17 protein-coding genes are annotated in these 18561 nt (G+C 53.2%); 9 read left to right on the top strand and 8 right to left on the bottom strand.

The genetic code is table 11. The features are described from left to right. The first annotated feature begins 80 nt into the window (after positions 1 to 80). Complete coding sequence (locus V8L70_RS01695) at positions 81 to 1091, top strand: amidoligase family protein (RefSeq protein WP_336268628.1); 1011 nt, start codon at positions 81 to 83, stop codon at positions 1089 to 1091. A 70-nt stretch (positions 1092 to 1161) separates the two neighbouring features. Further along, positions 1162 to 1860, top strand: coding sequence for a gamma-glutamyl-gamma-aminobutyrate hydrolase family protein (locus V8L70_RS01690; protein WP_336268627.1), 699 nt, complete (start codon positions 1162 to 1164; stop codon positions 1858 to 1860). Here V8L70_RS01690 and tpx read toward each other — a convergent pair. Continuing rightward, the gene (gene tpx, locus V8L70_RS01685; RefSeq protein WP_336268626.1) at positions 1843 to 2343 is read right to left on the bottom strand and encodes a thiol peroxidase; all 501 of its coding nucleotides are present in this window, start codon (positions 2341 to 2343) and stop codon (positions 1843 to 1845) included. The two genes, V8L70_RS01690 and tpx, sit on opposite strands and share 18 nt — an antisense overlap. Positions 2344 to 2479: 136 nt before the next feature. Here tpx and V8L70_RS01680 point away from each other — a divergent pair, with 136 nt between their 5' ends. Further along, complete coding sequence (locus V8L70_RS01680) at positions 2480 to 3196, top strand: glutamine amidotransferase (RefSeq protein WP_336268624.1); 717 nt, start codon at positions 2480 to 2482, stop codon at positions 3194 to 3196. Between the two features lie 6 nt (positions 3197 to 3202). Here V8L70_RS01680 and nfi read toward each other — a convergent pair whose 3' ends face one another. From nfi to V8L70_RS01665, 3 genes are all read right to left on the bottom strand, one after another. Then, positions 3203 to 3886 carry a deoxyribonuclease V gene (gene nfi / locus V8L70_RS01675; RefSeq protein WP_336268623.1) on the bottom strand — a complete coding sequence of 228 codons (684 nt, stop codon included), beginning with the start codon at positions 3884 to 3886 and terminating at the stop codon, positions 3203 to 3205. A 143-nt stretch (positions 3887 to 4029) separates the two neighbouring features. Further along, positions 4030 to 5745, bottom strand: a complete 1716-nt coding sequence (locus V8L70_RS01670) for a DEAD/DEAH box helicase (RefSeq protein ID WP_101145883.1) — start codon at positions 5743 to 5745, stop codon at positions 4030 to 4032. Between the two features lie 91 nt (positions 5746 to 5836). Next, on the bottom strand, positions 5837 to 6025 hold the full coding sequence (locus V8L70_RS01665; RefSeq protein WP_035559269.1) for a hypothetical protein: 189 nt from the start codon (positions 6023 to 6025) through the stop codon (positions 5837 to 5839). A gap of 252 nt (positions 6026 to 6277) precedes the next feature. Between V8L70_RS01665 and V8L70_RS01660 the strand changes: the two genes are divergently transcribed. Together V8L70_RS01660 and V8L70_RS01655 are read left to right on the top strand one after the other, a co-directional pair. Continuing rightward, positions 6278 to 6475, top strand: coding sequence for a CsbD family protein (locus V8L70_RS01660; protein WP_008957698.1), 198 nt, complete (start codon positions 6278 to 6280; stop codon positions 6473 to 6475). Positions 6476 to 6592: 117 nt separating this feature from the next. Next, positions 6593 to 7075 carry a PRC-barrel domain-containing protein gene (locus tag V8L70_RS01655; protein WP_035586732.1) on the top strand — a complete coding sequence of 161 codons (483 nt, stop codon included), beginning with the start codon at positions 6593 to 6595 and terminating at the stop codon, positions 7073 to 7075. Positions 7076 to 7169: 94 nt separating this feature from the next. Here V8L70_RS01655 and V8L70_RS01650 read toward each other — a convergent pair whose 3' ends face one another. Both V8L70_RS01650 and V8L70_RS01645 read right to left on the bottom strand, forming a co-directional pair. Then, entirely contained in the window at positions 7170 to 8162 is a 993-nt protein-coding gene (locus V8L70_RS01650; protein WP_336268621.1) for a glutathione S-transferase family protein, read from the bottom strand. A gap of 93 nt (positions 8163 to 8255) precedes the next feature. Then, positions 8256 to 9179, bottom strand: a complete 924-nt coding sequence (locus V8L70_RS01645) for a LysR family transcriptional regulator (protein ID WP_336268620.1) — start codon at positions 9177 to 9179, stop codon at positions 8256 to 8258. A gap of 437 nt (positions 9180 to 9616) precedes the next feature. On the opposite strand from V8L70_RS01645, the gene V8L70_RS01640 reads away from it, so the two are divergent. Then, positions 9617 to 11344 carry a peptidoglycan DD-metalloendopeptidase family protein gene (locus V8L70_RS01640; protein WP_336268619.1) on the top strand — a complete coding sequence of 576 codons (1728 nt, stop codon included), beginning with the start codon at positions 9617 to 9619 and terminating at the stop codon, positions 11342 to 11344. A 110-nt stretch (positions 11345 to 11454) separates the two neighbouring features. Here the strand turns inward: V8L70_RS01640 and V8L70_RS01635 are convergent, their stop codons facing one another. Beyond that, complete coding sequence (locus V8L70_RS01635; protein WP_336268618.1) at positions 11455 to 13095, bottom strand: L,D-transpeptidase family protein; 1641 nt, start codon at positions 13093 to 13095, stop codon at positions 11455 to 11457. 105 nt (positions 13096 to 13200) lie between these two features. On the opposite strand from V8L70_RS01635, the gene V8L70_RS01630 reads away from it, so the two are divergent. Both V8L70_RS01630 and V8L70_RS01625 read left to right on the top strand, forming a co-directional pair. Then, the gene (locus V8L70_RS01630) at positions 13201 to 13923 is read left to right on the top strand and encodes a murein L,D-transpeptidase catalytic domain family protein (RefSeq protein ID WP_336268617.1); all 723 of its coding nucleotides are present in this window, start codon (positions 13201 to 13203) and stop codon (positions 13921 to 13923) included. A gap of 282 nt (positions 13924 to 14205) precedes the next feature. Further along, positions 14206 to 15333 (top strand): CZB domain-containing protein, encoded by a 1128-nt coding sequence (locus tag V8L70_RS01625; protein ID WP_336268616.1) that lies wholly within the window; start codon positions 14206 to 14208, stop codon positions 15331 to 15333. Between the two features lie 95 nt (positions 15334 to 15428). Here the strand turns inward: V8L70_RS01625 and V8L70_RS01620 are convergent, their stop codons facing one another. Then, complete coding sequence (locus V8L70_RS01620) at positions 15429 to 17156, bottom strand: methyl-accepting chemotaxis protein (protein ID WP_336268614.1); 1728 nt, start codon at positions 17154 to 17156, stop codon at positions 15429 to 15431. A 245-nt stretch (positions 17157 to 17401) separates the two neighbouring features. Between V8L70_RS01620 and V8L70_RS01615 the strand changes: the two genes are divergently transcribed. Next, entirely contained in the window at positions 17402 to 18421 is a 1020-nt protein-coding gene (locus V8L70_RS01615) for a patatin-like phospholipase family protein (protein WP_008957707.1), read from the top strand. Positions 18422 to 18561: the final 140 nt, after the last annotated feature.

Below are 18561 nucleotides of genomic sequence, written 5' to 3'. Positions count from 1 at the left end.
TAGCCCTTAGGAATGCACTCAGCCTCAACGCGTGACTATGATAGGCTGGATGCTTAAACGTTCACCTCAAGGATGCCGAGATGACGCTACAAGCTCCACCTAACCGCTTAAACAGTCATGGGAATATCCGGCAGGTTGGCGTCGAAATTGAATTTGCTGGCCTGCCACCCCGAGACACGGCGATGATCGTACGTGAACTGTTTGGCGGGGAGCTTAACGTGGTAAGCCCTCATCGGCTACTAGTAGAGGATACCCGCTGGGGCGAATTTGGCATTGAACTCGACACTCAGTACGCTCACCCTGACAAAGCCCTACTGGAAGACCCTCACGCTCAAGACAGCGAGTGGGCGCGCCACCAGCACCAACGACGAATCCAGTTCCATCAAAAAACCCGCGAACTGATTGGTGATATGGTCACTGGCCTAGTGCCTACCGAAATTGTTTGCCCACCGGTGCCCTGGAATGAACTTGAAGATTTAGACGCACTGTTTGAAGCACTGCGAGAGCATGGCGCCAAGGGCACCGATGCTAGCTTGATGTATGGGTTCGGGTTGCATCTAAACCCTGAAGCAGAGCGCTTTGACGCCGACTATTTGCTTGCCATGCTGCGCGCGTATTTATTACTTGCCGGATGGCTGCGCGATGAAATTAAAGTCGATATTACCCGCGAGGTACTGCCCCATGCCAACCCCTTTCACAAAGCATACGCACTAAAGGTTCTGGATAGCCGCTACTCACCTGATCTGGACACCTTGATTGACGACTACCTGCATCATAATCCAACGCGCAACCGTGAGCTGGATATGTTGCCGCTGTTTGCTTATCTGCGCCCTGACCATGGCCATGAGTTGCTACATGCTCAGCTTACGAAACCACGTCCCACTTTTCACTATCGTTTACCCAATGCCCAGCTTTCCCAACCGGGTTGGGGCTCGGCAATGGAGTGGAACCGCTGGGTGGAAGTTGAGAAACTTGCCGCTAACTCGGACGCGCTGCTCGCTCGCTGCGCTGAGTATATTGCCGAACATAACCGACCGATGCTGACCCGCGTAAAAGAGAAACTGAGCCGCTGGCTGCATCGCGAACGCTAATTTTTTAATGTTCCATTTTCAACTTCACATTTTTCAACTTTATTTCTTGTCACAGTGAGTAACCACCTGCATGTCTCGGCCGCTTATCGGAATTACCACCTCTGACCGCAAAAGCCACTTAGCATGGTGGTTTGATTGGTTCGCCGTCTGGCGCCATGGCGGCAAACCGCTGCGGTTATCGCCTTCACGCCCCCAGCCTGACCATTTAGATGGTTTAATCATTGGTGGCGGTGATGATATTCAGGCCCACCTTTACGGTGGCGAAGTGCAGCTGGATGTGCGCCTCGACCCGGCACGGGATGAGTTGGAGCTTGCGCTGCTTGAACGGTTTATTCCGCTGCATACGCCCGTGTTGGGCATTTGCCGGGGGGCGCAATTAATCAACGTCCACCTAGGTGGCACCTTAGACCCGGATATTTACACCACGCATGAAGGGCTAAAACGACGCCGTACGGTACTGCCGCGCAAAACCGTCGATATTGTCGGCGCGAGTAAGCTACATCGGTTTCTCGGCGTGACGTGGTGCCGGGTTAACAGTCTGCATCACCAAGCTGTTTATGGCGCAGGCAAAGGGATAGAGATTGTCGCCCGCGACCGGGATGGCTTGGTACAGGGCATCGAGTCACGTGAACATGAATTTTTGATTGGCGTGCAGTGGCACCCCGAGTGGCTAATTTTCAACCGCCCCCAGCAGCGCTTGATTCGCGCGCTGGTGACGGCTTCACGACGTCATGCTAGAAAACGCCTGCTGTCAGCTCAAGACGGCTAACGCTGCGTCGTAATCTGGTTCGTTTTTCAGCTCGCTTACCAACTCACTGTGTAGCACGCGATTATCGGCATCCAGCACTACTACCGCACGGGCACACAGCCCCTCCATCGAGTTATTACACAACGCGACGCCCCAGGCTTCACGAAACTCTGGGTGGCGGAACGTAGACAGCGTTTCAACGTTATCCAGCCCTTCTGCACCGCAGAAGCGCTTGGCAGCGAAGGGTAAATCAGCCGAAACTACCAATACCACGGTGTCAGCAAGGTTAGAGGCCAGTTCGTTAAAGCGACGCGTCGACATCGCGCAGGTAGGCGTATCCACACTGGGAATAATATTAAGCACCTTACGCTTGCCCGCATAGGTCGCAAGCGTAACGTCTTGCAGCTCAGTGTTGGTCAGCGTCATTTTAGGTGCTGCCTGATCTTTAGCAGGCAGTGTGCCAGCCACATCCAGCGGCTCGCCCGCACGGGTAATTTGTTGCATTATCGTTTCCTTATGTCGTTAATAACGAATGAATTCTTACCATCCAAGAGGCCATGGTAGGCTATCATCATGCCTTTGTGCTCTTCCTGAAAGACCTTTGTTTAACATTTGCGTTTCATCGTACCGAGGGAGTGATATGGCCTGTGTATTAATCGTTAAAACCGGCGATGCTTATCCAGAAGTCGTCGACCAGCACGGCGACTTTGAAACGCTATTTGAAAAGCAGCTTAGTACTGCCCTACCTGCGCATTTAGAGGTACAGGTGTGGGACGCGCGACGCAACCCTACTCCACCCGCTCTAGACACCTTGGCAGGCATACTGATCACTGGCTCGCATAGCATGGTTAGCGATGCAGAGCCCTGGAGCGAAGCACTTAAACCATGGCTGCAAGACGCGTTGGCAAATGATACGCCCATGCTGGGCGTTTGCTATGGTCATCAACTCATGGCCGCCGCTTTTGGCGGTGTCAGCGATTACCACCCAGCGGGCCGCGAGTCGGGCACGCATACAGTACGGCTGACGCTGGCCGGCCAACAAGACCCTCTATTTAGCCAATTACCGGAAAGTTTTGCGGCGCACCTTTCCCATGCGCAGTCGGTCATGCAGGCGCCCCACGGCTGCACTGTGCTGGCCCACAACAGCCACGACGCCCATCAAGCACTGCGCTATGGCCCGCGCCAATGGAGCGTACAGTTCCACCCCGAATTCAACGTACCTGTCATGCGCGCCTATATAGAGCGCCAACGCGCTGCGTTACGCGACCAGGGTGAGAACCCTGCAAGCCTGTCAGCGGAGGTGACTGATGCATCAGACGCAGCCAGCCTGCTCACGCGCTTCCTCGCGTTTGTATAGCCCTGACTAACGCTGATCTCGCCGCGACGCTAAGCGATCGGCAAGCCTTGTAGGTTCAGGCAGTTTGGTACGCCCTAAACAGCGCATTACCCAATTAAGCGACGTTTCCAGGGTGATGCGATGCCCAGGCGAGACATAGACAGGTTTAACCTTGGCACGAGAGCGCAGCACGGCCCCAATAGTTTCTTGCCCCGCGTAAAGCGGCACCCAGTCGCCGCGCTGCTCGCCCACTTCAGCGTGTTTGCCATATAGGCGTGATTTGGCAATCCCAATAGTGGGTAAATCAAGCCACAGCCCTAAATGCGCCGCCACACCTAAGCGCCGTGGGTGGGCAATTCCCTGCCCGTCGACCATGACCAGTTCAGGTGACACGCTGAGCTTTTCAAACGCCCCCAGCGCCGCCGGAATTTCACGAAACGAGAGCAGGCCAGGAATATACGGCATGCGGGTGGGCTCACGATGAACCACTTGTTCCACCACGTTTAAGCTGGGTGCGCTAGCAGGGGCCCACTCCAGCAACACTACGGCTGCCCGGGTTGTTTCGCCGCCATCTTCAAAACCGATATCCACTCCCGCAATATGCTTCACAGGGGCCAAGCGGTCGGATAATTCCAACCCCTTCGCCAACTGTGTCTGTAATGTCCTCGCTTCCCTAGGTGCTAAATTCCATTCGTGTAGCGGTGCGGACATGTCATCCTCCCTGACAATAATCAATCCAATGAATGAAGAGTAAGGTAGCAAAAAAACGCCCCCGCACCAGTAAAGGAGCGAGGGCGTTTGAGATTTTCTCAGCTGCCGCTTGGCGGCAGCTGATTAATCCTTACGGCGAAGACTTAGGCGCGTTCGCGACGACGAACCGGCGCATCGCCTTCGTCACGACGGCGGCGCGGAGCGCGCTCTGCCGGGGCGCTGTCTTCGCTGATTTCCAACGGACGACCAGCCACACGGGCACGTGCCATCTTGGTCAGAATCGTCGAGGGCAAGCCGCTCGGCAGTTCGACGACAGAGAACGCATTGCGGATATCGATACGACCGATACGCGCGCCTTCAATGCCGCCTTCGTTGGCAAGAGCACCGACTAACTGACCCGGCTTCACGCCATCTTTATGACCTACGGAGACGCGGTAGCGCGTCATACCTTCGGTCGGGCCGCTAGTGCGTTCACGACGGGCACCCGGCTTACCAGCAGGAGCGCCATCACGCGAGGGCTTCTCTTTACGTGGTGCCTGTAGGCGACCAATCGGCGGCTCATCAGCACGCGCCATCGCGGCAAACGCACACGTTAGCTCGATCGGGTCATGGCCTTCTTCGATCAGACGCTCAATCAGAGCACGCTGCTCTTCGGCGCCTTTCGTCAAGGAGGCAATCACGCGCTCATGGAAGACTTCATCGCGATGAGCGCGAATAGCGGCTTCGTCAGGCAGCGGCATTTCGGTCATTTTCTGGCCGGTTGCCTGCTCCATCCAACCTACTTTGCGGCCTTCACGGAAACCAGCAAAGGTAATCGCAATACCGCTACGACCCGCACGGCCCGTACGACCAATACGGTGCGTGTAGGCTTCTGCATCTTGCGGCAGGTCGTAGTTAATAACGTGTGTAATACGCGACACGTCAAGACCACGGGCGGCTACGTCGGTGGCAATCAGTACATCGACTTTGCCACGCTTCAAGCGCGTAATGGTACGCTCACGTAGGCTCTGGTCCAGATCACCGGACAGGCCAGCGGCGTTAACGCCACGGGCAGTCAACTGCTCAACTAGCGTGGTACAAGCGGCACGGGTACGCACAAAGACGATAGCGCCATCGACCGGTTCGACTTCGAGAATACGCGACAGAGCTTCAAGCTTAGCGCCACCGTCAACGCGTACAATGCGCTGTTCGATGTTTTCGCCAGTCGTGGTTCCCGACTCAATCGCTACTTTCACAGGGTTAACCAAATAACGGTTAACAATGCGCTCGATTTCAGTCGGCAGTGTTGCCGAGAAGAACACACGCTGAGCATCTTTCGGGGTATCGGCAACCACGCGTTTTACGTCGTCGATAAAGCCCATGCGCAGCATTTCATCAGCTTCGTCCAGCACTAAAGCGGACAGGCCGTCAAGCTTGAGGCTACCGCGATCCAGGTGGTCGATAATACGGCCGGGGGTACCCACAACCACTTGTGCGCCACGCTTAAGGGCGCCTAGCTGTTCACGGTATTCTTGACCGCCACAAAGGGTCGCTACTTCGAGACCTTTGAGGTTTTGGCCATACTTACTAAACGAGGCAGCTACTTGCTGAGCTAGTTCGCGAGTCGGTGCCATTACTAGCACTTGCGGTTCGCGGCGAGTCAGCTCTAAACGTGACAGTAACGGTAATGCAAACGCTGCAGTTTTGCCGGTGCCGGTTTGTGCTTGGCCCAGCATATCGCGGCCTTCAAGCAGCGCAGGGATGGTTTGCGCTTGAATCGGCGAAGGAGTTACGTAGCCCTGAGATTCAACAGCAGACAGAACGGCAGGCAAAAGAGCAAGATCGCCGAAGCTCGGCGAAGCGACAGAAGTCGAGGTCATTAATCACACCTTGGTAGGCCGGTAAGTACCGGCAAAAAACATCATAAGCGTCCCTGACTCTGTTATCGCAAAAACGCCAATCAAATGGTCGTTATCGAAAACAGGCACCGCCGTAGCGGTCATAGCCATCAATGGAGTCGGAGACGCCGGTCGCACCTAGCATCCGGTTGGCAAACACCGCATTCGCGGGCCAGCCGTTGTGGCGACCTTCTGCGCCGATTTCACCCGTGTGGTGAAATACTGGAGGCGCGCCATCTACACAGCAATGAACATCTAGCAATTGGCAAGATGTTCCCGCAAGCGATACTGCTAATAACTATTAATGAAGACTCATCAATAACTATGCAAGTAAACGCTCACCGTCGTGATGGAGGGGTCAGCACATGCGAGGAGCGCGCATCCTAACATCGCATTTTGCTTCTGACCAGCACTTTTAACTTACACCATACTGAATCAGGGACTTGCGCTCATACAGATATGGTCTAACCTAGGAAGTGCCTAATCAAGTTCACTACCCTCAAGGAGCGATGCAATGAACTGGGATCAGATTGAAGGCAAATGGACAGAAATGAAGGGCAAGGCTCGATCTAGCTGGGGTGAGTTTACCGATGATGAACTGGATCAGATTGGCGGTAAGAAAGATCAGCTAGTTGGCAAGCTTCAGCAGAAGTATGGCCTTGAGCGTGAAGAAGCAGAGCGTCAAGCAGACGACTGGGCTGATAAGCAGTAAACCTGTATTAGCAGTAACTGTATTTGCAATACTTGTTTTTGCAGTACTTATATTTACAGAAGAGTTTTCAGTAAACACTTTTATTGATCATTTATCGTAGCCACATGGAGAGATGCTATGCGTAAGACAATCCTCACAACAGCGATTGGCACTGCCCTACTAGGAAGCTTTGCTATGAGTGCTCACGCGCAAAATGAGCCTCAAGGCATGTATTCTGCCGATGACATTCTCGATGCAGAGGTCTACTTCGCCGGCGGTTCCGGTGAGGAAATCGGTGACGTTGACGACATCTTGTTCGATGAAGAGATGCGCATCAGTGCCATTGTTATCGAAAGTGGTTCCGTGCTTGGACTAGGCGGTCGTGAAATCGTGGTAGATACCGATTACTTCACGTTGGAAACCGATACAGAAGAAGACGGTGATACCGAGCATCGCATCATGGTCGAAGCTAGCCAGGAAGAAGTAGAAGCCTTCCCTGCCTATGACAACGACTGGTGGGAGCAGACTAAAGCCAACGCACGTGACGCTTGGCAGACAACCCAAGAAGGTGCTGAAAGTGCTTGGCAGCGTACCCGTGAAGCAGTAGATGCTGACGAGTAATGGTTAGACGCTATCGTTAGATTGACTGAATAGCGAAGTTTAAAGGGCCGCCTAATTAGGCGGCCCTTTTTTGTTGCGAATTGTTTGTGGCGGGCTATTTACGTCGTACGCCCTGCCCCGGCAAACGCTTCCGGTCATGAGCACGCTCAAAATCGAGCACCGGGCCCGCTGGCACAATCCGCGTCGGGTTAATCGTGTCGTGGCTATAATAGTAGTGGCGTTTGATGTGATCCATATTGACGGTCTCCGCCACACCGGGCCACTGATAAATCTCCCTCACATAATTGGAAAGATTGGGATAGTCTTCAATACGCTTCAAATTGCATTTGAAATGGCCGTAATAAACCGCATCGAAACGTATCAACGTGGTAAACAGACGAATATCTGCTTCGGTCAACCATTCACCTGCCAAGTATCGCTGCTCTGCTAAACGCGCCTCCATACGTTCCAAGGCGTCAAAAAGCGCTTTCACGTGTTTTTCGTATACCGCCTGCTCGGTAGCAAAGCCCGATTTATAAACCCCATTATTAATGTGGTCATAAACATCAGCGTTAACGTCATCGATCACGCTGCGTAGGTCTTCCGGGTAAAAATCCAAGTCGTTGCCGGTCAGTTCATCAAACGCACCATTAAACATACGCAGCAGATCGGCAGACTCATTATTCACAATGGCACTGCGCTGCTTGTCCCATAGCACGGGCACCGTGACGCGGCCGGTATAGTGCGGATCGGTTTTGGTGTAAAGCTGATGATGGAAGTCCACATCGTTAATCGGGTCACCACTGGCGCCTTCATCCTGGCGGTAGGTCCAGCCTTGGTCGAGCATTAGTGGGCTGACATGAGAGGTGCCTATCAGCGGCTCTAGCCCTTTCAGTTTGCGCATGATCAGTGTTCGATGCGCCCAAGGGCACGCAAGCGATACATATAAATGGTAGCGATCTTTTTCTGCAGGATAGCGGTCGCCATCTGTTTCTGGCTCGGCGCCCACCCAGTCACGTAGTTGAGCGGATTCACGCACAAACTCGCCACCGTGTTTTTTGGTGTCATACCACTGGTCTTGCCATTTACCATTAACGAGCAGTCCCATTGGGCGTCTCCTGAAAAGTCATTCGGGTGCTTGGCTTAATGCCTTACGCTATTTTCAGCATACCCCCGCCTCAAGGATGCTCAAGCGGATGTTTTACGCCTTTTCGTTCGAGTGAATCGAATCATGCTGGCTACACTCGCTAATTACTGCCTGTTTTAATGCTGCGGCCATCGCATGAGCCGCAGGCCCTGCCCGGTCTCGGTCGCGGAAAATCAACTGAATCGGCACTTCACGAATACCGCCGGCAGGTAACGGCAATACCTTTAATTGGCCGTTTTTTAACTCCTCACCAATACGTGTTTCTGGCATCCAAGCAAATCCCAATCCACGCCGCAGCATATCAAGCGATGTATTGAGATGAGTAACGGTCCATCGCTGCTCCGCTTTCAACCAGCCCGCGTTGGTTGATTGACGCAGCGCTGAGTCGCGCACGACCAACTGGCGATGTTGAGCAAGGTCTCGCAGATCCAGCGAGCGGCCTAACTGATGCAGAGCGTGTTGAGGATGCGCAACGGCCACAAAGCGAACCGTTACCAACGGCTCGCCCAAAAAACCTTGCGCCTCAATGCCGGAGACCACCAAGTCTGCGCGGCCATCGTAGAGCATTTCAATGCCCCCATTGAGCACACTTTCGTGCAACTGAACACGCACCTGAGGATACGTTTCAGAAAAGCGCTCTAGCGCCTTGGCTTGAGCACCCGTTGGAAATACCTGGTCAATGGCCACCACTATTTCTGCTTCTAAGCCGGCGGCTAGCCTGGTAGCCACATCTTCAAGCGAGGCTGCGCTTTCGATTAACTGGCGCGCACGACGAAGCAACAACTCACCCGCTTCAGTTAAGCGTACTTGGCGGCCAATGGGCTCCAGCACCTGAACCCCTAACTGCTCTTCTAATTTATGCACGGCATGGTTGAGCGTAGAAGGGCTTTTGTGTACGGCTTCTGCCGCTCGCGCGAAGCCACCATGGTCAACCACGGCAGCCAACATTTGCCATTGTGAAAGTGTTACCCGGGACATTTCGATTTCCTCAACGCAATACAGCGAAACGATGCGCTTATTATTCGAAAAAAACATGACTAGGATGCCAGGAAACAGTCATCAGTGCCGCCTATGTGTATAAAAAGCCTGTTACTCCTCTTAAGCAATGGGTATTGAGACGCTTGAACATTCGGAAGCTATATAAATCTTAGACATTTGCTATATTTATGCTTTAGAAAAATCAGTTTTCGTCTATGATTGATACAAGGTATTTAGTTAGCCTGCTTTTTCAGTTACATTTGTTTGCAAACGGTGTTTATAAATAGTAATCTTTGCCTATTGTTACCATAATTCTTTTTAATTAAATTTTATGTATAGACATACAGTCTATTCACCCTTGCCCTCATGGGGTATGGTTCCTGGGTTTATGCGCTTTACTGTTGCTTTTAATCACGAACTCGGCGGTCCATTTACCCATGTTGCGAATCCTTTATTCGCTGCCCCGCACGCACAAATTATTACTGTTACCTGTGGCCACTATGGTCACTGTGCTGGGCACACAGAAGTTACTGACGACATACCAAGATCTAAATCAATCACACACACCGCTTGAAAGCGTGCTGGTCCCGCTTCCTAGCGATTCTGCTCCGGGGGTTCCTTCCCTGCGTCAAGAACGCACGCCGGTAGCAGAAGCGATCGATCGCGCTTCACGCGCCCTCGACGCCACCCGCGACAATATTCCTCTCAGCGAATTAACCGCCACCGAGATCGTAGATCTCGATATGAATGTCATCTCCAGTGCACAAGCAGATATGGCCGGACAAGCTGCCTTGGGCGACGAAGTAACGGTACTTAATGCCGCAGCCCTGGATGCACCAGCACTTGATGTCGCAACGCTAAGTGGCACAGGGCTTAATGACGGCGCTTTGCATATGGCGATTGTGCTGGGCACCCTCTCTAGCGGCATGCTGGATGCAGACGACGCTTCATCAGTTGAAATTGCCGATGCCACTTCTTATGAGGATTACGGTGTTGAGCTATTTGGTGACATCTCATTTCTGGATTTAGAGCTCGCCGCTGAAGAGCCGTTTGTTCCTGAGTGGGAAACGCATATCGTCGAATCTGGCGAAACATTCGCTTTGCTGGCACAAAATGAATTAGGCCTTGGGTACAGCGAAGTGCTGGCCCTGCTTGAGGATCTGCCCGATCAACGCATGCTAACCAACTGGCGCGCCGGACACAGCTTTGATTACCAGCTAGATGAAGATGGGCGTCTGCTTTCCTTACGCATGATGAAAAATACCCGTGACGGTATTTTATTGGAGCGTGATGCAGACCAGTTCGCCATCACCACTATTGAGCGGCAAGGTGAGCCTGTCCAACGCCTTTATGCCGGTAGTGTCAGCGGTAGTTTCGCGCGCTCGGCCCAGGCAACTGGCTTAAACAGTGGCGCGGTGACAGAACTGACGAAGCTACTTGAAAAGAAGCTCGATTTTCGGCGTGATAGCCGCCGTGGCGACCGCTTTCAGGTGCTGGTTGAATCAGACATGATCGACGGTGAAACGCTTGATTCGCGGGTACTGGCGGTTCAATACAATGGCGAGCGCATGGACCTTACCGTTGTACGTAACGCCACCGACGATAACTTCTATACGCCTGAGGGCAGCAGCCTAGACCCTGCGTTTGCACGTCATCCCTTTGAAGGCAGCTACCGCTTAAGCTCGAACTACAATCCACGGCGTAAGCACCCGGTAACAGGCCGTATTAGCCCGCATAATGGTACAGACTTCGCTATGCCAATTGGCACGCCTGTAACAGCTCCTGCCAATGGCGTCGTTGAGCGCGTGAGCAACCACCATGCGGCAGGACGTTATATCGTCGTTCGTCATGACAACGGTTATCGTACCCGCTACCTACACCTTTCCCGCCCACTGGTTAGCCAAGGTGAACGTGTAACCATGGGCGAGCGTATAGCGCTATCAGGCAACACTGGCCGCAGCACTGGCCCTCATCTGCATTATGAAGTCATCGTCAACAACTCGCCGGTCAATGCGATGACCGTCGCCCTGCCCGAAAATACCAGTTTAAGCGGCGATACGCTGATTGCATTCCAGAGCCAAGCAGCACCAATACTGGCCACCCTGGAAAGTGGAGAAACAGGCCCGGTTAGCGTAGCTGCCGCTCAGCAGGAAACTGACGACTAGCTTCCTTATTTGCTGATGCTTAATTGAAATGCTTAAACGCAAAACACCGCCCTTCGGCGGTGTTTTGCATTGTGTTACTAGCATTGGAACACTTAAACAGGACGCAGCACTTAAACAGGACGCTGCAGCGCTGCTAGTAGTGTTGCATCACGACGATAGATATCGGGCCTAAACTCCACTTCCCCTTGTGCATTTGGCCAGGCGGTCAAATAGTGCAGGGCAATCGGGATGCGTTGAGTCAGGTTCACATTGCGATCACTCCCACCACTTAACAGGGTACTAAATTGGTAACGGCTGCCGGTATCTTGAAGCAGCATCTGCGCCAGTTCAGCCACACCCTCTACCCGCACACAGCCTGAGCTGAGTGCGCGCTGGTTACGCTGAAATAGCCCGCGTGCGGGGGTGTCGTGCAAATAGATCATGTCATTATTAGGGAACCGTACCACGACACGACCAAGCGGGTTACCCGAGCCTGCCACTTGGCGCAACATCACGCCGCCAGGGCGCTGCCAATCAATCTCTTCTGCCACCAGCGGCTCGCCGGAAGGACTAATCACCCGAATATTTTGACGCGCCAAGTAATCGATATCCGCGCGCACGCGAGGCAGTACATCCTCACGCATAATCGTCGGCGGGATGGTCCAGGATGGATTAATCGTTAAGTGGCTGATAGTGGAATGGATGATCGGCGTTTCACGACGCGGCGAGCCGACGACCACTCGCGCATCCCAGTGCTGGCCGTTAGGACGCACATAGTGCATTCGGTAACCGGCAATATCGACCCACACTCGTGGCTCGGCAGACTGCATAGGGCGAATCCACCGCGCGCGTTCTAAATTGACCCGCAGTTGGTCGATTCGCGCCGACACCGGCGTATTTAACGCAAGCCGGGTCTGTTCACCCACCACACCATCTTCCTGTAGTAAATGGCGGCGCTGAAAACGCTTCACAGCGGATTCAAGTGGCGCATCAAACACGCGCTGATTAGACGCTGCTTGCACATCAATTAGCGGATAAGCGCTGCTGTCAGCCACCATCAAGTCCGTTTCACCCCAGAGTGCCAAACGCTGGCGCAGCACAATAACATCGTCGGCTTCATCCCCCGGCCGAAGAGACTCCTCCCTGGAGGCTAGGTAGGGCGCGCTACCCAGGTTTGCCAACTGGTAATGCTGCTTTAAGGCGTCACGCAATTGCTGATATTCACCTGAGGAAGGCCTAGCCAACGCGGTGGCATTATCCAGCGCACGATCTTCAACGGCATGTACAACACGTAGCAGCGAGTAGTCGCTTTCTGGTCGCGGCGCGTCCCACTGTGGCTCTACGTCTCGTGGATTCACCTTGCCGCGCTCTAAATGATCCAGTGCCAGCAACAGCGAGCGAGTGGCTTTGATATCGAACGAGGCCTGTGCGACATCATCACCCGACTGACTACGCTGAAACTCACCAAGCAACGTATCAGCGTGATAATCGGCCGGCACCAAGCCATCGTTTTCCAAGCTGTTTAGCGCCTCGACCAGTGACTCAACCGCATCCGCTGCCTGCCACGCGGGCTGACCATCACTGAGTTGGTAAAACTCAGTAATCGGAAGTTGTTGCGCGTCTGCCGAGCTTAATTGTTGAGCTATCGCCTGCTGCAATGGATCTGAGGCTGAATCCGCATACACAGGGCTGATGCCTAAAGGGCCGTAGGTAAGCGTTAGACACAGAGCGCTCCCTATCGCCCATCGTCTTAGTGGCTGTCTCTCGTTCATCACCCTCTCCTTGCGTTACTATAGTCTTCCACATCGCCGACCCCGTTTTTTATATTAGTCGGCTAATTTTCATAATGACTGATATTGCTGGTAGGATCGACTTATATGGCTCTTCGTTTAAATGTTGCCACGTTATTATTTTCTCTACCTTTTACACTATTTACATTACCGCTACACGCCGCTAGCTTCTTTGCCCAGGTTGAATCTACCCCACCACGCGGCGTACTGCCTTTACATCACCAGTTATTGCAACTCGCCCCCCAGGCAACGCCCGAGGCACTGCGTTTGGCCGCTCAGGCACTCAATTGTGCCGATCCCACTGCCGATCGCCTTGCAGTCATTGACTACTCACTGCCGTCTACCGAACCACGCCTATGGGTATTTGATTTACGTCAGCATGAACTGCTCTTTGAAGAGCTGGTTTCTCATGGTCAAGGGTCTGGCGATGCCCAGGCCGAGACATTTTCCAACACGCCTGATAGCCACCAATCCAGCATTGGCCTCTTTCGCACCATGAATAGCTATTACGGCCGCAACGGCTATTCGCTGCGTCTAGAAGGCCTTGAACCTAACGTCAACGACCTAGCTTTCGAGCGCGCCATTGTGATCCACGGAGCTGACTATGTAAGCGATGCGTTCATTACCCAAACGGGGAGATTAGGACGTAGCCATGGTTGCCCCGCAGTACGTGAAGACGTTACTTACCCACTGATTGATAGCCTGAAAGAAGACCAATACGTGTTTGCTTATTATCCTGATGCCGAGTGGCTTGCCACCTCAGCATTTCTAGGTTGCACGGCCGCCGCCGCTCAACTGGCCCGTCGCTGACGCTATCCAAACGCTTAGCTATTCTGACATTGAGCTATTCCGACGTTGAGCTATTCTATCTTTTAGCTATTCTGGCTTTTAGCTACCCCGTCTTTTAACTATCTAACCTCTTCGCTCTTCAGACTCTTAATAAAGAGGGCGTTAATAATCTCATTCTCGCAGACCATTGGCAGCTGAATTTCATCATTGAAAGCAGCTAAACCAAGCGTACAGGGGAACCCTCTGCAATAATTTGTGACAAATTAACACAAAATATTGCTATCTGCCGTAGGTGTCTCTGCCATGTTCACCTTTATGCATCCTTTTCAAAAAATTCGCCGCCTGGAACAGGAGGTCGCTGACTTACGCACTCAGCTCGACGCCGCTACCCCCTCGCCCAGCAGCCGACTGTTAAGCCTAATGAAACCGTCGCAATCCATCGGCATGCTGCAAGCGAGAGGGGCGGATATGCTGGCCTCGCTCAATAACGGCCTTCAAGAGTATGCCGACCAGCTTGCCGGGGAACGCGCCACCCTAACGGAGACATTTAACCTGATTGCTGCTGCCGAGCATGCCATCGACACCCTTGATCAGCGTTGTCACGATCCTGAATATACCGAAGCGCTCCCCGCCTCGCCGTTAGTATTAGCTAAGACCCTACACGCTCTGAGCCAACTGCAAGTAGCGTTTGCTCGCAATGCGGGTCACGCGCAAGCATTAGCGGTTAGCACAGCACTCGAAACGGCCCATCGCCAAGGCCTGGGGAGTGCTGATTCCGCTAGCCAGCAGTCACCAGGAATAGCCGCCATTGCAGATGATGTTCATCGCTTAGCGCTTAATATGCAGCAGCTAAGCCATCAGCTCAGCCTGCTAATGGAGCAAATGAATAGCCAGGTAAGAACGCATTCGCAAGCAGTGGTGAAAAAACGCCAAGCCGACGAAGATACTGCCCAAAAGGCACAGTCAGCTAAGCACGCATTACATCGGTTAACGGATCAAACGCAGCATATGCACAAGGTGATACATCACAGTGCTACCGCTGCATTTTTACACTCCGCCAAACTTGACCATGCGGTGTGGAAATGTCGCCTCTATAAGCAGTTATTATCTGCCAACACCGACACACCACTAGAAGATCACCACCAATGCCGCTTAGGGCGCTGGCACCAGCAAGGTGAGGGCTACCAGCGCTATGCCCGCACGGAGGCTTATCGAGCATTAACGGCGCCGCACAGGCGCATGCATGAAAGCGGTGCTGAAGCGCTTAAGTTTGCCCGCTTAGGCGACCGCAATGGTCAATTAGCTGCTTTAGGCGTCATGGAAGAAGCCAGCCAGCAGCTAGCCCTACAGCTGGACAACCTTATGGAACACGCCATATTTGAGGCGCCCTACTCGACCAGCCATCACTCACCGTTAGCAGGTGCGCCTTAACGCACAGACGATGCCTTCACAGATGCTAAAAAGCATCGGCTGCTAAGGATGAGCAGCCGATATTGGCATTGTTCTTGGCTTAGATTGCTCTTGGCCTAGAAGGCCTCCCACTCAGCTGGGTGCCGCTGATCGCTATTTCGCGGCGCGGGCATCAATCGTGACTGAGCGGCTGGCAGCGCTGACGTAGTTGATTCCATATCCCCCAGCACAAACGACTCAAGTAAGCGTGAAAGGTGCTCTGCGCCCGCTCGCAGCCGCTGGGCGGAGGTGGCACTCTCTTGCACCATGGAGGAATTCTGCTGGGTCATTGAATCCATCTCGGCCACCGCCGTATTCACTTCACTGATACCCGCACTTTGCTCCCGCGCACCCGCGCTAATTTCAGCAATCACATCGGTCACCCGGGTAATGCTATCGACGATCTCCTGCATGGTGGTACCCGCTTCGCGCACCAAGGCAGTGCCACCTTGGGTACGCTCCATTGAGCTGTCGATCAACTGACGAATCTCTCCAGCAGCGTCACTCGAACGGCTGGCAAGATTGCGCACTTCTTCAGCGACCACGGCAAAGCCTCGCCCATGCTCACCAGCACGCGCCGCTTCAACAGAGGCATTGAGCGCCAGGATGTTAGTTTGAAACGCAATAGCGTCTATTAAGGTAATAATGTCGCCAATTTGCGTGGCCGACTGATTGATTTCACCCATCGTATGCTCAACACGCTGCATAACGGAGTTACCTTTACGGGCAACATCCACAGCCCCTTGAGACAGCTGCGATGCCTGATCAGCGGCTTCTGTGGTGTGATGAACGGTCGACGTGATTTCTTCCATGGAAGAAGACGTTTGTTGTAGGTTAGCCGCCGACTGTTCTGTGCGCGTGGCTAACTCGTTGGTGCCTTGATCAATATTCTGTGACGCAAGCAGCACACTCTGGGTCGTGCGATGTACGTCTTGAAGGGTGATCTGCATCCGCTCGACAAAGGCGTTAAATTGCTGGGCCAAATCGCCAATTTCGTCATTGCGCTCCACCCGGAGGCGCTGGGTTAAATCCGCCTCGCCCGTGGCAACGTCATGCATCGCAGCGGCGGCACGCTTCACCGGGCTCAGCGCCCGCTTGACCAGCCAGGTTGCCAACACCCCCACGCCTAGCAATAACACCAGCGCTACAACGCCCTTGGCGATCAAGTCATGACGAAACTCCTGCCACGCCAGCGCCTCTACCTGCGCCAATCCCACATCAATATCGCTTAGGTAGATCCCGGTGCCGATCATCCAATCCCACTCAGGGATAGCAATCGCCATGGAGTGCTTTGGCTCAATGTCACCGGTGGCGGGGTTAATCCACTGATAGTCGTAAAAGCTTGCGTCCCCCGAACGGGCACGTTCAATTAGGTCTTCCACAAAGGCGTTGCCTTCACTATCGACCAGCCCCACCATATTGGTGCCCACCCGCTCTGGCGCAGCGGCCATCGCCCGCGCCGTGCCGTCAAAATCAAAGGCAAAAACATAGTTGGCATTACCGTAGCGAAAATTCTGCAGTATCTCTTGTGCCTGCTCTTGTGCCTCTGACTGGCTGAGCTCAGCATGGCCAACGAGGTGTGAGACCGCATTACGGGCGGACTCAACTAAGTAGCGCACCGTCGTTTCACGCTCACTGACCAACACATCACGCTGCTTATCGAGCGTTTCTTGCATACTCGTTATCGAGCTGCGCACTTCCAACGCGGACAGCACCAAGGCCAAAATCAGCATGGGAAGTAACACTAAAGCGACCATTTTCGCCTGCAGACTCATGCTAAAGCGTGCTTTATTTTTTTGCGCCATGCTCGACAACCCCCTTGTAATGTTTTTTATAATTCATATATTTATAGAAACAGTTTACGTTAACGTAACTGTTGTTTATTAAACTTATCGCATGCAGTCGACCACACTCTATCGTTTAGGCCAATCATAATTTGGTATTACCTTTTGTATTCCCCGTTAAATAGCCTTGCATTTTCTCTAACTGCCTATGCCATGCTGGTCTTACTGCAACCACACATCACACCAGTCGCAATGGGAAAAAGCATATGGCACAGGTCAAAAAGCTAGACCTCGCATTACAAGGTGGTGGCGCTCACGGGGCGTATACCTGGGGCGTGATTGATCGCCTATTAGCGGATGAACGCATTGAAATTGAAGGGATCAGCGGCACCAGCGCCGGGGCCATGAACGGTGTCGTCATGGCCGATGCATTAACACGCGGTGATAAAGAGACGGCTCGCCAGGCACTGTACGACTTTTGGAAAGCCGTCAGTCGAGCGGGTATGACAAGCCCAATCCGTCGTACGCCCCTGGATATATTGACTGGCAATTGGAGCCTGGATCACTCACCCGGCTTTATTGCTATGGATCTGTTAAGCCGCGTGGCCTCGCCCTATCAGCTCAATCCGCTCAACATTAACCCGTTACGCGATATCGTGGCTGAGCATATTGATTTTGAACGGGTCCGAAAATGCGAACAGCTAAAGCTGTTTGTGGCGGCTACCAACGTGCGCACAGGAAAGCAGCGCGTGTTTCGCCGAGAAGAGATGAGTGTGGACGCCGTGATGGCCTCCGCCTGCTTGCCGTTTATCTTCCAAGCCGTAGAGATTGACGGCGAAGCGTATTGGGATGGCGGCTATATGGGCAATCCGGCACTGTTCCCACTCATGGAAGAGTGCAGCGCACGGGATATTCTGCTGATTCAAATCAACCCCATTAGCCGCAATGATGTACCCACCTCTGCGTCAGCTATTATGAACCGTCTCAACGAGATCACGTTTAATTCAGCACTGATTAAAGAGATTCGCATGATCGCGCTGCTTAAACATGCGCTTGATGAGCAGGGAATTGAAAATTGCTACCAGCAGGCGCTTTTTCATCGTATCAGCGGTGAGCTGGCGCTTGAAGGACTCTCTGTGTCGAGTAAATCCAATTCCGAGTGGCCTTTTCTCTGCCACCTTTTTGAACAGGGCCAGGACGCCGCCGAACGCTGGCTAGGTGAACATTTCGATGCCATTGGCGAATACTCCACGCTCGATGTAGATGCTGTCTATTTACATGAATAGCGGCCTACATGAATAACGGGCTACATATATAACGGGCTAAGCGAAGAGCGCCGATATTTACCCGCTCGACCGAGGCCCTTTTAAGCACCAAGATGCCGCAAAAAAAGAACTGCATGCCCACTCATGCAGCATATTCAATT

Origin of the sequence: Vreelandella arctica, assembly GCF_037070215.1 — a bacterium.
Lineage (GTDB): Bacteria > Pseudomonadota > Gammaproteobacteria > Pseudomonadales > Halomonadaceae > Vreelandella > Vreelandella arctica.
Note: the sequence above shows the minus strand (reverse complement) of the source record. Positions and strands in the feature narration are given on the sequence as shown.